Source organism: Dyadobacter sp. 32 (genome assembly GCF_902506755.1).
Lineage (GTDB): Bacteria > Bacteroidota > Bacteroidia > Cytophagales > Spirosomataceae > Dyadobacter.
In genome coordinates, this window is the sequence record NZ_LR735258.1 from 488,680 (window position 1) to 504,000 (window position 15,321).

Genomic DNA, 15,321 nt, shown 5'->3' on the forward strand with positions numbered 1-15,321 from the left:
GGTCAGGTTTTGTCATGAGTGGTCATTTGTAGTCAAGAGTTGTCATCCCAAACCGCCACTATTCCCGACCACGCATGACTATCTCCTGACCATCCTTGACTATTTCCTGACATCTCACATTTTACATCTCACCCGCTGTCACTCCTTCACAAACGCCCCCGAACTCCCGTCTTTGAATTTAAGCACATACATTCCCACTGGCAGAGGTTTCACGTTGATCAGTTGTTCGCCAGATGTGATTTTGATCGTTTGTAGCAGTTTGCCGCCGATGTCGTAGAGTTTTGCGTCGCTGTTGATCAGACTGTTATCCAGGCTCAGGTTCAGCTGGTCCGCCACCGGATTAGGGAATAGATTGATGCTGTTTTTTCCGTCGCGATTTATAGATACAATCCTGCTATAACTGAAAGTGTTGTCGGTATCAATCATTTTCAGACGGTAGTAGGTGGTGCCTTTGTAAATTGTATGATCCTTGTACTCGTACCTGTTGTTACCGGTGCTGATTGCCCCAATGGTGGCTATTTTCTGAAAGTTGCGACCGTCTTTGCTGCTTTCAAGCTCGAAGCTTTTGGTGTTAACTTCATCGGCTGTTTCCCAGTGCAGGTTATTGCTGGCTGTTTCCTTGGTTCCGCTAAATGCCAGCAGGCGAAGCGGCAAGGGCGATTCCGCCGTTTTTACAAAAAAACCACTGAAACCAGTTACATCAAAAGTCACCTCCCACCAGGAGCCGGCGGCGTTCCATACAATATCTTCATCGGCAGGGTTGATGTTTACGGGTGTTCCGGTATAGGTGCCGGGCAGGCCGGTGCCATCGCTGCTGGTGCCTGGGCGTTTTTCTATCAATAAATTGGCAATGCCCGCGGCATCACTGCTGCTTGTGGGTAGTTTGATGGTGTTTTTTGCATTGTAATGAACAAAATCTGCCTGGGTAAAATATAAGGTTATCCTGCCTGTGGCTGTGGTGGGATTGACGGCAGGAGTTATTTCGTAATGGCGTTGTACGTATTTGGCGGGTTGTATTTCCTCACGCCATACCTGGGCAGTTACCTGCCCTGTAATAGGCGTGAGCGAAGCCCTTGTACTGCTGATACCAACCAGTAATTGGCAAAAATTTTGGTACAAATTGTACTGCCCCTGTTGCATCGTGCTGATAGGGCCAAAAGAAATAGAGGTAAGGCCTTCAAAAGAAGGTGAGGAGCCTATTTGAGTGGGTGCGCTTTTGTTTGCATTAGTACCATCGCCCAATTGCCCGCTGTCGTTATATCCCCAAGCCCATAGTTTACCGTTGGCAGTAATGCCCAGTGAATGATAAAGGCCGCTAACTATACTTACCCAGTTGGTGGTGGTGCCTATTTGGGTGGGGTTGGTTCTTTGTACAGTGGTGCCGTCTCCCACTTGCCCGGAGCCACTATAACCCCAGCCCCATGCTTTGCCATCGGCAGTAATGCCAAGGGAATGATAGTGCCCGGCACTTACACTTACCCAATTGGTAGCGCTGCCTATTTGGGCGGGTGTTGTTTTATTGTCCTGGGTACCATTACCCAATTGCCCGGAGCTATTGTAGCCCCAAGCCCAGGCCTTGCCATCGGTAGTAATACCAAGGGAAAAGAAGTTCCCCCCGGCACTTACGCTTGCCCAGTTGGTAGCTGTGCCTATTGGGGTGGGACTGAGTTTTTGTAGCGTTGTTCCATCGCCCACTTCCCCGTATCCATTGAAACCCCATCCCCACGCTTTGCCATCGGCGGTAATGCCAAGGGTATGATAGCGCGCAGCACTTACACTCACCCAATTGGTGGCACTGCCTACCCGGGTGGGTGTGGTTTTGTCAGCTTGAGTACCATCTCCCAATTGGCCACTGCTATTTCGCCCCCAGGCAAATAACTTGCCTTCGGTGGTAATGGCCAGGGAGGAGTAGGAGCCGGTGCTAATACTTACCCAGTTGGTGGCCGTTCCTATTTGTGTGGGAATGGTTTTATCAACCTGGGTACCATCGCCTAATTGGCCAAAAGTATTGGAGCCCCAGGCCCATAATTTGCCATCGGCGGTAATACCAAGCGAATGATCGTAACCGGTACTTAATTTTGCCCAATTGGTGGCGGAGCCTATCTGCGTAGGGCTGTTTTTGTCAGTAGTGGTGCCATCACCCAATTGCCCATTGTTATTGTATCCCCAGGCCCATAGCGTACCATCGTTTTTTATCCCCAGTGTGTGGCTGGCCGAAGGGCTTGAAGTAATGGTGGTGAAATAGGGGCACTGTGCATGCAGGCAGTGAGCCAGAAGCGTAAAGCCGAAAATTAGTAGCGTTGGCCTTATTGAATTTAAAAGTCTTTTCATTTTACCGGCGGGTTTTAAAGTTACTTTTTGGTTGTGTTCGTTTTGGTCAGGTTTAGTCAAGTATGTCACGAGTGGTCATTGGTTGTCAAGTGTTGTCAGGTTTGGTCATGAGTGGTCATTTGTAGTCAGGTGTCGTCATTTATTGTAAAGGATTGTTAGCTCACCCCGTGACAATAAATAACCATCCTTGACTATTTTCTCACGCTCCATGACAACCCCTGACCAAGCATGACTATTTCCTGACTATCCTTGACAATCCCTGACCAAACCTGACTATTTCCTGACCTCCATCTCACATCTCACATCTCACATTCTCATTGCTTCACAAACCGCTGCACACTGCCATTTTCAAATGTGATCAGGTAGATGCCAGGTGCTAAATTCTTCACGTCAACCTTCTGGATAGATTTTGCAATGCGTATCGTTTGCACCAACCGGCCGGTGAGATCGTAAACTTTTGCCCGGGTATTTAACAGACTGGCGTCCACAGGGATGTTGATTATTTCAGCTGCGGGATTGGGGTAGACGGCAGATGATGGATTAAAGTCACCGTCTATCGCTATCAGCCTGCTGTAAGCATAGCTTTCATCTTTATCTGTCATTTTAAGGCGGTAGTAGGCCGTCTTGGAGTTTATCGTTTGAGGATTCGGGTCGGTGAAAGTATAGTTGGTGATGCCGGATTGTTCGTTTGACCTGGCCACCACAATACCAATGCTTTCAAAATTCTTTGCATCTGAGCTCCTTTCAACTTCATACCGGTCAAACTGCGTTTCATTGGTCACTTTCCATTCCAGCAGGTTGGCGCTTTCCATTTTTTTGCCTGTGAAGGAAATGAGGTTCACCGGCAATGGGTTCGCGGTCACCGTAATGGTGGGAGAATAGGCGCCCTGGCCCACAAGCCCATCTTTTTCGGCTCGTACCCTGTAATAATAGGAAGTAGCCATCATGCGTCCGGATCCCGATACCGGAATGGTCACCACCGCTGATGTTCCTGTCACGGGAAGTGCCTCATAACCATCCAAAAATGAATCGAAAGTTGCACTTGCAGACACATCCAGCAAATACTGGTTTGCAGTACCAACGGCTGATGCTGACCAATTGGCGGTGAAGCCGGTCGTTGTAAAAGTGGTGGCCGCCGATGGCACAGGCACCACCATGGCGTAACTTTCCACTTTGGAAGCCGGATCCATATTGATGATCAGGCCATGAATGGCGTTGGCGCTCTGGTCCGTTAAATTGGTCATTAAGTCATAAGCACCCATGTCAAAATTGTAATAAGCCTGCAAATTTCCAGCAGATGCTGAGATAAGCTGTCGCATAGTTGCCTTTATTTCAGTCTGTGCCCGGGCGGTTTTCCAGATACGGACCTCATCCATGGAGCCGTTGAAATACAGGCGATTAGCGGAATTCCCGCCGAGCGAGATCACTGGATTGTCGGTCAGGGGAACATTCGACGCCACACCGGTACCGTCTTCTATTCCATCCAAATAGACCTTTGTAGATACGCCTCCACGATGCACCACTGCGATATGGTGCCAGATACCGTCTGTGACGGTCGTGGTACCATACGTGTTGGCATTGGCGCCACCATCAAAAAAGGCGATTTTGTTATTCAGTACACTGATGGTGAAATCTTTGTTGTCACCCGGCATATCCGCAGAGAGCAATGGCGCGCCTTCATAGGCGAAGGTTCCCGATGGCGAATCTGCGGAAGTCCGGATATATGCCTCTATGGTGAAGTCTGGGTTGTTGGCGCTGTTGGGAATGGTTACTATGTCATTGTTGCCATCAAATGCCAGTGCGTTGCCGGGAGGTAGAAAGGCCTTCCTTATGGTAAACGTGTAAAAGTTTTCGAGAAAGCCGTCTGCAGAAGTCAGTTTGATATTGACATTATTACGCCCAGCGACGAGTGGCAAAACAGTCGGGGTAGAGCCATTGGGTACGTCAGCATAACTGCCTTCATTCACCTTTACGCTGATGATCGTATTGGGCGTTGTCGTTACCGGCGTGATAGAGAAATCCGTTGCTGCTGCGACCGCTCCCGAATAAATAAGTGTAGCCGGGGTGAATGCCGGTGACAGTATCCCGTTCTCTGGTGACACTGCAGATAGGTACACGCCTGACCTGGTTTTCACCCAAAACCCTCCGAATCCGGTTGTGTACACGGTTACTTCCCAACGGTTGTAGGTCGGGTTGTATAACACAGCGCCTGCCACCGGGGCAATGGTTTCCGCGGCAGGTTCGTAGCTCGAATAATGTCCGGTGCCGTCACTGCTTTTACCTGCATGTCGTTCTATCAAAAGATTGGCAATGCCCGCCGCATCGCCCGAACCTGTTGGCAGTTTTATATCATTTACGGCGTTGAAAGCATCAAATTCCGCCTGTGTAAAGAACAGTTTCACAGTGCCTGTTGCAGTGGAAGGGTTATTTATCGCAACGATCTCATAATGTCTGTTTACATATTTGGCAAGTTGAACGGTCTCTACCCAGGCTGTTACCGTCACCTGGCCACTTAGCGGGACTGAGCCGGCAGAAGTTATAGTGGCAATCAGGTTTCCACAGGCAGCATAATATGTTGTGCCTGATTGCGACCTGGAAAGGTCTTTTTTACCCGAAAAAAAGATATTCTCGGAGACTGATTTGGCAAATTCATAGGCGCCAATATCCACTACATCGTTTTGAATTCGGGCTAAACCCAAAATATCACTTTCGGTGACGCCTGTGTTCATGCCGGAATTGATACCCGGGCTATCACAATTTAAACGAAGTCCATCATCGGCTGTAAAGAAGATCCCATCTGTGCCCGCTGGTAAAGATGTATTGGCCAGCTGGGGTGCGATTCCAAAAAGATTCCCTGAAGCACCTTGTCCCAATGGTTCGGATGCGACGCCTCCATACTCCGATTCGGCTAACTGCAGCAAATTGTTTTTAAAAACGCTTATTCTCTCTTCATTTAAAATGTCTGGGTGCTCGGTTGCTGTATTGTTCCAAAAGATGTTGTTACTGATCAGGCCGGTCGCGTAGCTATAAAGCGCTCCTGAGTTGGGGGCCGAATTTCCAACGATCGTATTATTAAAAGCCGAGATATTTCCTTCATCCAGATTGATTCCGCCTCCCTGAGAGGAGCAAGAATTTCCAGCAATTACGTTGTTGGAAATGGTGCTGGCGCCCAATTTAACATATAAGCCGCCTCCGTATCCGCTTTTATTGACTGCAACTACGTTGTTATTCATGTTGAGGGTCGCCCCAGTGGAATAAAGACCGCCTCCCATGATCAGGGAGCTATTACTCTTAATGATGAGGTTGCTCAGGCTGAGTGTGCCCGTGTTGATGTATACGCCGCCTCCTGATCGTGCATGAAAGATTTGGGCTGTGTTCGGGCCGTTGGCATTTCCTCCGGTGATGGTAAAGCCGTCTAAGAGGATCGGGGCGTCGCTGTTCCCGCTTACGACGACATGATAGGCGTTTTCGGTATTGTTGGCAAAGTTTGGTCCGTCATTACCCGACAAATCACCGCTGAGTATACTCGCGTTGGCGGCAATTGTCAAGTCCCGCTCGCTCAATAAGGTTTCTGTGCCCGCAAACCCGCCATAAATTTTAAGGTTAGGCAGCAGCGCGAATGCGTTATAGCGGTTGCCGACCGACACAATTGCCAGGTTATTGGTAGGTCGTATAGGTATGTATGTGCCTTTGGCCACCCATACGTCCAGGTCGTACGCAGCAGCCAGAACAAAAGCTACTTGTAGATCCTTTTTGGCCGTAGCCCAGCTGCTTCCGTCACCGTTATCGTCAGGTCGGGCTCCATCCACGTATAAAATTTGCGCGTGAGATGCGAAAGCCGACGCTATAAGCATCAGGCAAATGAGTAAGATTTTCTTCATGAATGATAAAATGATTGAATGAAGGAATGGTGATACTTCGTTCCTTTTCCTCCCATTCATCCCCATCATGGGTTAACGCTGAAGTTATGAATTATGAATCACGGGCTAGGAAATAACACACTGCAAAGCAAGAGGGTTGCCGCCCGAAATGCTAAAAACGAGCATGGACAAAGTATGGACAAGTGGGAGAAAATGTGGCTTATTTTGGAATTTAAGTGGGGTAAGGGCCAAATACCGAAAAGATTGTCTGGTTTGGTCATTTCAGGTCAAGGATTGACGGAGGTTGTCAGGTGTTGTCATTTCTGGTCAGGGATTGTCAAGTCTAGTCACGTAAGGTCAGGGGTCGAAAGGCCTGTTGCCGAAAAGACTGTCAGGAGTTGTCGTGTATGGTCAAGTGTGGTCATGTGTGCTCACTTATGGTCAGGGATCGAAAGGACGGTTGCTGAAAAAATAGTCAGGTTTGGTCATTTGTGGTCATAGGTTGTCACTTATGGTCAGGATCCCACCACCCATGACAATCTCTGACTATTTCCTGACAACACGTGACTATTCCCTCGTGCGTTTCGTCCCTACTTCTCCTCGTCCCCCTGACAATTCCTGACATTTCCCTTTCATCCCTAGTCCCTTTCGTCCATCCTCCGTCAACCTCAGTCAAGGGTATCTATGTCCTTTGCCGAGATCGCCATTTTTTTATACAACCGACTTTTGGCACGACGTACACTTCCGGGGTCGACGTTGAGCAGGGCCGCGATTTCTTTGGTAGAGAGATTGATGTGAAAATAAGCGAAGAGCCGAACTTCATTTTTGGTAAGCGAAGGATGTTTAGCAAGGAGTTCAGAGAAAAAATTTGGGTGAACCTGCTCGAAATGCAGCTTGAATTTTGACCAGTCCGAGTCCAGATACAGGTTACTGTTCAGGATGGATTCGATACCCTTAAGTCCTTGGTGTTTGTTGTCGGGGAATTGCTGATTTGAGTCTTGAATTTGTTTTTTCAATTGCGCCAGCATTTCATTCTTTTGGACCATGTAAAGCGTCGTCGATGCGAGTTCACGCTGGTTGATTTGCAGATTTTGCTGTAAAAGCTCGTTTCGGATCTTCTCCTGATCCATTTCCGCATTGATTTTTTGATTTTCCAGCTCAATTAATTTCTTCACCATTTCCAGCTCGCGTACATCGAACGCAAGTTTTTGGGTTTCAATCTCCTTAGCTTTCAGATCGTTTTGGAGCACCTTGGTACGTGTGACCAGCGCAATGGAAAAACCAAATGCCTGCGCCACAACGGCGAATTCGGGCATGAAGGTTTCGTTGGTATGAAAAGTTACAAAAACATGAAAAACCGTGATCCCCAACATGCCCAAAAGCGGAAATACATTGGCCATCAGGAACGGGCCGGATGCAGGTATTTTCCGCACGTATCCGGCTACGCAGACCGACAAAATAATGATGATCAGCAATAAGGCGATGATGTTTTCGTAAAGCAGGGTAAATTCTGTGATACAGGAGAACGTCACATTGATCAAAACAATACAAAGTGTTACCAATGCATAAATCCGCCACCCATATTTGAGTATTTTGTCTTGTATCGGCAGCGTTTTTGTGGTATTGAGATATGATCTTGTTAACCGGATATAACCAAACATGACCAGCAAGATACCGGCATGTTGCAAAAGGGAATTGAGATCATAATATTCAAATTTCCCACTGGGTGCCATCCAAAAACTAAAAACAGGGATCGGCAAAAAAGTGCCGAAAAAGTACCGATATGACGTGATGTAGATCATGCCGCCCAATTGGGCAATGAGATAAAACAAAACGGTCTTATCCCTAAAGCTGAAATAGAGATATAAATTATTCAGAAAGAATAGCAGCAGCACGGATAACGCAGCGATCCAGGCGACGCGCAAAGTATTTTCTCTGTTATCGGTGACAGCCTGTTTCCTGAGCTGTATTTCGGGCCTGAAAGCGTGGGTAAACTTTCGCAACGGAAGTACGTCGGCTTTGATGTAAAGTGTATTAATGCTCTTTGCATGCAACACGAAAGACATCCTTGCAATGGTCCGCTGACTTTTATCTGGTAAACCAACATAGATGCCTGCTTTTTGCGCCTTCCATTGACCTAAATTTGTATCGAAATAATACAGTGTATTATTCAAATACGGAAAGAGCCATACGTTGTATTTTTCCTGATAGCTGAACGGATTATTTATGCTGATTTTGATCCAGTAAGACGATTCCTTCAGGGGCCTCAAAGAATCGTTAACCACAAATCGCAAAGTTGAATCTGATACAATACGGTCAATTGTATAGCCCCTATCGGGCAAAATGGCATAGTCGTGGATTGGCACAGAAACGCTATCATTCAAAACATGGGCGCGCTGAGCCAAGGTAGCCATTGACGAAAACCAGAAGGTTAAGTATAAAGTTAATCTAATCAATGGGTAGTATCATTTTCACCGATTAAAAATTGGAATTCGTTTATTATAAAATAGCAATCGTTAATTTGTAAGGAGATTTACAAATGCAAAAATATAACACAAACTTTCATTTGCGCTCAATCTCCTGATTTTGACTGACAAAATGGTGGTGTTTTTTTCATTAGTGCCAAATCAAATTTATGCTTTTGCAGAATACGAGCCCCCTAGAGCGTGATATTGAATCTGGTATGAGCAACATGTGGATTTTGCCCGTATTAAAGAAGTTCCCAATCCGGAGCACCAGTTCGCGTGTTTAATAATCTAAGTCTCAGTAACGCCAAACGCCCGTATATAAAGCCGCTATTTGCTTTAACTGGTCTTCGGAAATCTGTTCATCCGGTGCAAAATTTAAAGACACATGGAGATGATTTACCTTCACGCGGTTGTTTAGTTTTGCCAGATTTTCAAGCCCGGCAAGCAGCTGTTTAAAGCTCAGATCAACTAGATCTTTTGGATAATGGCCTGCGTCAAGAAGCGTGGCACCCTTACGCTCAACCTTGCGTTCGTTGTAATTTACAGCCTCCCTCAGACTACTCCACTGATCGTTTATTGCAACCATTTTTCTGACATTTTTTTAAGAATTCCTGAACCTGGTCAACGTGTTTGGAAAGATTTCGTCGGTCCAGTTAATAGCCGACCAGTCAGTGTTACTTCCGACCGCGCTAGATCGTTTTTAAGACCAATCAATTCTTCCAAGCGTCCATCGATGCATCTCGGTAGCTTCCAATCATTAGTTTTCCCAGTAATTTTTTACGTGCAAAATCACTTAATTTTAAATCCGTAGTCCAGGCAAAATGCTCCTAAATGATCCTGTATTCTTTTGCTGTCAGCCGCAGGTGCAGCCATTTGTTGCGGTTGTTGCTCTTGCCTTTCATCACATTTCTTTCCAAGTTCAACAACTCATTTATTCAATTCTCAAAACCTTTAACTTTCAACCGCAACACGAGTTCCGAGTGTTCTGGACGGTAACCTCCACGGCGTGGACAGATTCCGTTGTATCCACCAAGGCGCGTTTTTACGCAGATTGGTGATACAACGGTACATCTGGCCAACCACGGAAAGGCAGGTGGTTAACAGACGTTTTATATTCTGGGAAGATCGATTTAATTAGTGTTTCCGTCTTATAAAATCTGCAATTTTGAAGATGCATGTCTTGCATGGAACGGTTAATTGACAAGGAACTTCATTTGCATTGCAGGATTTTATGAATAGCAATTATTACACACCAGGCAAAGTTTGAAAAGTTGAAGGAAAGTCAACATTTTACAACTAAAGTTAATACAAGTTGACAAATTCCCTAATCTAACCGGATTCTTCTGAATTATCCGATAAAACCATTTTTTTTGTCAAAATAAGCCGGAAGAGGTTATTGCCGAAACTTTTCAACGATTTCAGCTGCTTTTGCTAGAATGATCTGCTTATAGCCGAAACTGGGTTTCTATTAGACCAAAAAATGTTGAAATAGCCGTTTAGTTTGAGTTGAGGTGTTAAGCATGGCCTTCTTTTTGAATTCTTCCCCCAGATAAACAAATTTTTTCTTTCAATCCCCTCTCTCAGCTCATGGAGGGGTTGGAAGAAAGAATTTTTCCAGTGACTAAAAGAATCCAATTTCCTTTACGCTGATTGACTTCCCGAATAGCCTGTGAATTTACGAGTTCTTGGCGGATGAAGTCAGTAGTATCAGTGCAATTCTTTTTCATTTGGAAATTGCCAATTACTGGAAATGCGAACTTATTTTTACGTCGAATAATCACGAATCAAACGACACCCCATGAGAGTTAAAACCATCAAATTCTTTGTCCCTCAGGACAACGAGCCTGTAAAGCCCAAAGAAAAGGCGAAGCCAAAATCTGTTCCCACCGGTTATATTTCCGGAACTGGGAAACTGGTATTTCCTTCTTCGGCTCTTGGAGAACTTGGAATCGATCCTTCCTCTTCCCGTTTTCAGATCGGTACCGATGAAGGCAAAAGAAAATTAAAATCATTGTACCTGGTTTCTACCTCAGAAGAGCGCGGCTCATTTTCCTTCGAAAGGAGTGGCAGAGGTGGCTATGTAATTCCGCTGGCTTTGATCCTCAAAAATGGCGGAGTACAGTTCGAAGCTGAGAAATTTACTTTCAAAATTAAATCGTTTGATTATGAGGAAGGTGTAACCGCTTATAAGCTTGAATTGATCATTTCTGCTCCTAAAAACGAGTATATGGGCAAACCACGTGGCAGAAAACCTAAGCAGGCCGAATAGGCTATCTTTTACAAACAAAAAATCGTGAAGCAGCCAATTGACTGGTTGATCACGATTTTTCAAGCCGTTTCTCCTTACATATGAGCCGATTGGGCGCCAAGTTTATACTCTTACCTGTCGTGAGACAGCATAATTGACATTGGACCGACCATGTCAAGTTTTTGGCTTTAATCTGACAGTTATGGCTTTATTTATTGCCAAATAGAAAACAGTTGCAGAGTCTATTTCTGATCCAGCAACCTTTGGAGCAGCTCGACCTTCTCTTGTTCGGATTTTAGGAGGCGTTCGTAAAGCTTTTTGTTCTCTTCATGACTTTCAATTAGTTTGTCCAATGGGTTGAATTTCGGTTGAAAATTGACGGCATTCATTGTCGATGAGTCATGACTATTGAAGGTATTAGATATGACATTCAACGCCTTATCTTCATCGAAATTTTTTATAGCTGTGGTCGGTACCTTCAGAATCTTAGCTACTTGTTCTAAAATATCCTGCTCAACCGTTTCCTTTTGCTCCAACACAGAAACACGCTTTTGAGTCCATTCCTCACCGAGTTCATAAGCAAGGCCTTCCTGCTTGATACCAAGCATTTCCCTAAATCGTTTGATGTTACGACCATGATGAATGTGTTTTGTCGGTTCCGATGAAGTACTCATATTTCAAATTTATTGTGATTGGTACCATTTTCAAATTCTAAAATAACCCATTTTTAGCTAAAAATCCCAATATCTGAATTTTTTAGAAGATTCCATCAGCCGAAATTGGTGTTGTGTTCCACAAGACCTTACATTGTTATGAGATTCACTTCGGATGATAAAGCTGACATGCGGCCAGTATGGCTCTCGCAGCAGGAAATAAAGGATCCAAACCTGATCCTGGATGGATTCATTAAAGAATTTACCGTTACAGATTGCCGATTCCTGTTATGGCGGATACTTGTGGCATCACTTTCGTCTGAAAATCAGGACAGCATTCCTACGATCCCGGAAAGGATTTACTTTTTTGAAAATTTGATGCCTTTCATTGAGGCGATTTATCTGGGTGCCCAAAAGAAAGGCGATACGACAGATCCAAATCCAATTGGGGAATCTGTTGTATCCAGCGAAACATCAAATCGATATGACGACCTATCCCATGCAACGGAAAAAGAAAGATCTGGTCTTAAACAAAATGTAAACCCGGCACCTTCCTTGCAGTTAAAGAAGTGCCAAAAATATCTTCGCAAGAACTCCATATGGTACAGGGAGCGGATTGATGACCCACATAAAGCCATTACTGCATTTTTTGATTCCACCTCTGTTGAAACATTCAAAACGGAGCTTTACGGTATACTTAGAGCTTGCTCTGAAAATCATCCCTATCAAAAGGACAGTCCGGCTGATGTCCTTTACTTTTTTGAGAAACTCGAATCCATGATCAATGCCGGATATATTATCCACAAAATTTCTCGCAAATCAACGCTGGATACGCTCGACACGACTGAGAGTGTGCCTTTGTTTTACGGGCAAAGCGCCAACGACACCGAAACGTCTGCTACATCATTTATTGGAGTGGACAGTGAGGAGATGATTGCAATTCTGAACGAATTCTTTGACTATAAGTCATTGAAGCAATGGAAGGAAGAACTCTATGAGATTTGTATTTTCTCACTAAGTAACCAGGCCGCCCAGCTTTGGACGGTTTGGATCGATTCACTCGCCATTTATGCCCATATCATCAAACTTGTTGAGTGTCTTAAGTCATCCAAGAGCCTTTCAAGGCTTACAAAGGATTAGAGAAATTTTTTTATTAAATAAGTCCCTACTGGCAAAAATTCGAGACAATCCTTCCGGTTTAAAGGTTCTTATGCAATCACGCATATGGCACCACGAAATGATTGCGGTATGCCCATCGACCTAACTCAGGCGCTACCAATTTTAATGAAATGATGCAGGCAACGCTCGCACTGATAATACCTAACCGGAATGCGAGTCACTTTGACAATCAACGGTCTTGGTTTTCTGATAATATCGGCCGACCGGCAATAAGGACACTTATTACTTATCGTAATCATATCATATTCTGCGTGAAGGGTATTTTTGTGCAAGTAAAGTTAGAACAAATCATTTGTAACTTATTGTAACTAACAAGGAACTTATGGTATAAATTTGGAACTTTTGGCTCATTTAAGCTGATATTATAAAATGTTCTTGGTTCCGCTCACTTCGCGCATTGATGTAACCCAAAGCAATGCACGTAAAAGGAGTGCTACCGAAATCCTTCTGACGATCTAAAAGCAATGATCAGAAAATTTTAGAATAAGTTGTTTTATGTCTTTCCAGAGTCCATTACATAAAGTCTATTAAATAAATACACATATATTTTGTATGTTTGGATTGAATCAAACTGATAAGATCATGTCCAGACCTGTATTAAAAGTGGGGAATTATAAGCCCGAGGAAATTAAGGCTCTTTTTCGAGATGATGAAAGGTATACGATCGGAATTCGATTGTATGCTGTATATCAAGTTTCGTTGGGTCAACCCAGCAGAAAGCTGGAAGATTTATACAATACCAGCTTCAAGCAAATAACCAACTGGGTCCATCGGTTTGAAAAAGAGGGCATAGAGGGCTTACGAGATAAAGAAGGTCGTGGGCGCACTGCTCGCCTTAGTGAAGTTCAAAGAAATCGGATCGGTATTTTATTATCAGAAGAATCACCGACGAATCATGGTTATAACAGTGCCAGCTGGACGGGCCCTATGCTAATAGAGTGGATTGCGAAAAATTATCAAATAACTTATAAGAAAGCCCAGATCTACAACATCATTAAAGCTTTGGGATTCACTTATCAGAAAGGCAGGGGCATATTTCCTGAAACAGATGCAGTAAAGCAGGATCAATTTAAAGAGGCTTTAAAAAAAACTTCTGGAAAACCCTGAGAGCACATTGCTTTATGAGGACGAATGCTCATTGTCCAACACAGCTACAGTGAGTTATTGCTGGTCAAAAAAAGGCACTCAACCACAAGTAGTTTGTAAGCAACGTAACCGGGAAAGGCAAACGGTCTTTGGTAGCTACAATTATGGCACAGGCCAAATTACAGTAAGTTTTGCAGATAGGGGCAATAGCTATAGTTTCAAGAAGCACTTGAAAAAGGTGTTGCGAACCTACAAGACAGCGCCTAAGATTATTATGGTCTTGGATAATGTTGCATACCATCATGCAAAAAGGATAAATGCCTGGCTGGAAAAGAACCCAAAGCTCGAACTGTTCTTTTTACCTCCATATAGTCCAGACTTAAATGCGGTAGAAAGAGCCTGGTGGTATATGAGAAAAAAGATAACTCACAATAGGTTTATCAAAACACTAAAAGACAGAAAAATAGCTTTCTGGAAAATGTTTTCCCATTTTCTGAAACCCAACTCGGAACTTAAAAAGGTTTGTGAAATAAATTATTAGACTTAATGTAAGTTAAAGAGTGCCTGATATTGTCTCAGTGCAAACGAAATTTACAAAGCAAAAAATGACGGCTGCAAGCCTTCACTTCGTCATCCGGCTATTTACCGGGGCTTGGCGCCCCCGGCTAGGCGACCCCGGCTTTGGCCGCTCCTTAAACCGCCGGATGGGCTTGCACCCAGGGGGATGAACCCCGTCATTTTTTCTTCGAGTGGAAGGCAGCGATTGCCCTGAGCACACAGCCGGGCCTTAGCTACTGTAAAGCCTTTCAAAAATGAAAAATCTTGAAAACACGCCAAAAATTTATGTTGGTACTTACGGAATGTACAACAATGGGTCGCTGTTCGGCGAATGGATGGATCTGAGCGACTATCCGGATCGGAAAGAATTCTATAAAGCCTGCTACGAATATCACAGAAACGAATTCCTTCCGGAGCTGATGTTCCAGGACTGGGAATATATTCCAGACTTTCTGATCTCGGAAAGCTGGCTGCATGAAGACGCCTACAAATATTTTGAAGCGATTGCTGAAATGAGCAATGATATTGCGGAGGCGTTTGGGTTATATTGTAATAATATAGCCTCCTGGCCCGGTAACGGAATGGATTTCGATGAGCTTCTTGAAGGTTTTAATGAAAGCTATCAAGGATATTTTGGAGGGGTAATGAAGGAAGCGAAGATTGAGTTTGCCTACCAATACATCGAAAATACCGGAATGCTCTCAGGCGTACCTGAAATACTGGAAAGGTATTTTGATTATGAGGCCTATGCAAAGGATCTATTCCTGGAAGGCTATACTGAATACGACGGTCATATCTTCCATGACCAGTAATGCCAAAAGAGGTCTGATAGCATTGGGTGTCAGACCTCTTTTTAATACCATCTCGAACAAAAACAACTTTCTAGATTCTCATTTTGAATAAATCGCCAGTTTGTATTTTCTCATGTCACTTATGAA

At 44.4% G+C, this 15,321-nt stretch carries 10 protein-coding genes; 5 read left to right on the forward strand and 5 right to left on the reverse strand.

From position 1 onward, the window contains the following. Nucleotides 1-138: 138 nt before the first annotated feature. The 4 genes from DYADSP32_RS01825 to DYADSP32_RS01840 form a co-directional block, all read right to left on the reverse strand. Nucleotides 139-2,331, reverse strand: coding sequence for a T9SS type A sorting domain-containing protein (locus tag DYADSP32_RS01825; protein ID WP_149244295.1), 2,193 nt, complete (start codon nt 2,329-2,331; stop codon nt 139-141). Between the two features lie 314 nt (nt 2,332-2,645). Next, nucleotides 2,646-6,212, reverse strand: coding sequence for a LamG-like jellyroll fold domain-containing protein (locus DYADSP32_RS01830; RefSeq protein WP_414617434.1), 3,567 nt, complete (start codon nt 6,210-6,212; stop codon nt 2,646-2,648). A 647-nt stretch (nt 6,213-6,859) separates the two neighbouring features. Next, entirely contained in the window at nt 6,860-8,605 is a 1,746-nt protein-coding gene (locus tag DYADSP32_RS01835) for a 7TM diverse intracellular signaling domain-containing protein (protein WP_149244293.1), read from the reverse strand. A 349-nt stretch (nt 8,606-8,954) separates the two neighbouring features. Further along, nucleotides 8,955-9,245 (reverse strand): relaxase/mobilization nuclease domain-containing protein, encoded by a 291-nt coding sequence (locus tag DYADSP32_RS01840; protein ID WP_149244292.1) that lies wholly within the window; start codon nt 9,243-9,245, stop codon nt 8,955-8,957. A gap of 1,212 nt (nt 9,246-10,457) precedes the next feature. Between DYADSP32_RS01840 and DYADSP32_RS01845 the strand changes: the two genes are divergently transcribed. Further along, complete coding sequence (locus tag DYADSP32_RS01845; RefSeq protein ID WP_149244291.1) at nt 10,458-10,928, forward strand: hypothetical protein; 471 nt, start codon at nt 10,458-10,460, stop codon at nt 10,926-10,928. A 221-nt stretch (nt 10,929-11,149) separates the two neighbouring features. Here the strand turns inward: DYADSP32_RS01845 and DYADSP32_RS01850 are convergent, their stop codons facing one another. Beyond that, nucleotides 11,150-11,581 (reverse strand): helix-turn-helix domain-containing protein, encoded by a 432-nt coding sequence (locus tag DYADSP32_RS01850; RefSeq protein WP_149244290.1) that lies wholly within the window; start codon nt 11,579-11,581, stop codon nt 11,150-11,152. Between the two features lie 138 nt (nt 11,582-11,719). Here DYADSP32_RS01850 and DYADSP32_RS01855 point away from each other — a divergent pair, with 138 nt between their 5' ends. From DYADSP32_RS01855 to DYADSP32_RS01870, 4 genes are all read left to right on the forward strand, one after another. Further along, nucleotides 11,720-12,700: a hypothetical protein gene (locus DYADSP32_RS01855; protein ID WP_149244289.1), complete on the forward strand. Its 981-nt coding sequence runs from the start codon at nt 11,720-11,722 to the stop codon at nt 12,698-12,700. Nucleotides 12,701-13,321: 621 nt separating this feature from the next. Next, complete coding sequence (locus tag DYADSP32_RS01860; RefSeq protein ID WP_149241584.1) at nt 13,322-13,846, forward strand: helix-turn-helix domain-containing protein; 525 nt, start codon at nt 13,322-13,324, stop codon at nt 13,844-13,846. Between the two features lie 7 nt (nt 13,847-13,853). Further along, on the forward strand, nt 13,854-14,366 hold the full coding sequence (locus tag DYADSP32_RS01865) for an IS630 family transposase (protein ID WP_149240963.1): 513 nt from the start codon (nt 13,854-13,856) through the stop codon (nt 14,364-14,366). A gap of 271 nt (nt 14,367-14,637) precedes the next feature. Further along, the gene (locus DYADSP32_RS01870) at nt 14,638-15,195 is read left to right on the forward strand and encodes an antirestriction protein ArdA (protein ID WP_149244287.1); all 558 of its coding nucleotides are present in this window, start codon (nt 14,638-14,640) and stop codon (nt 15,193-15,195) included. The last annotated feature ends 126 nt before the right edge of the window (nt 15,196-15,321 follow it).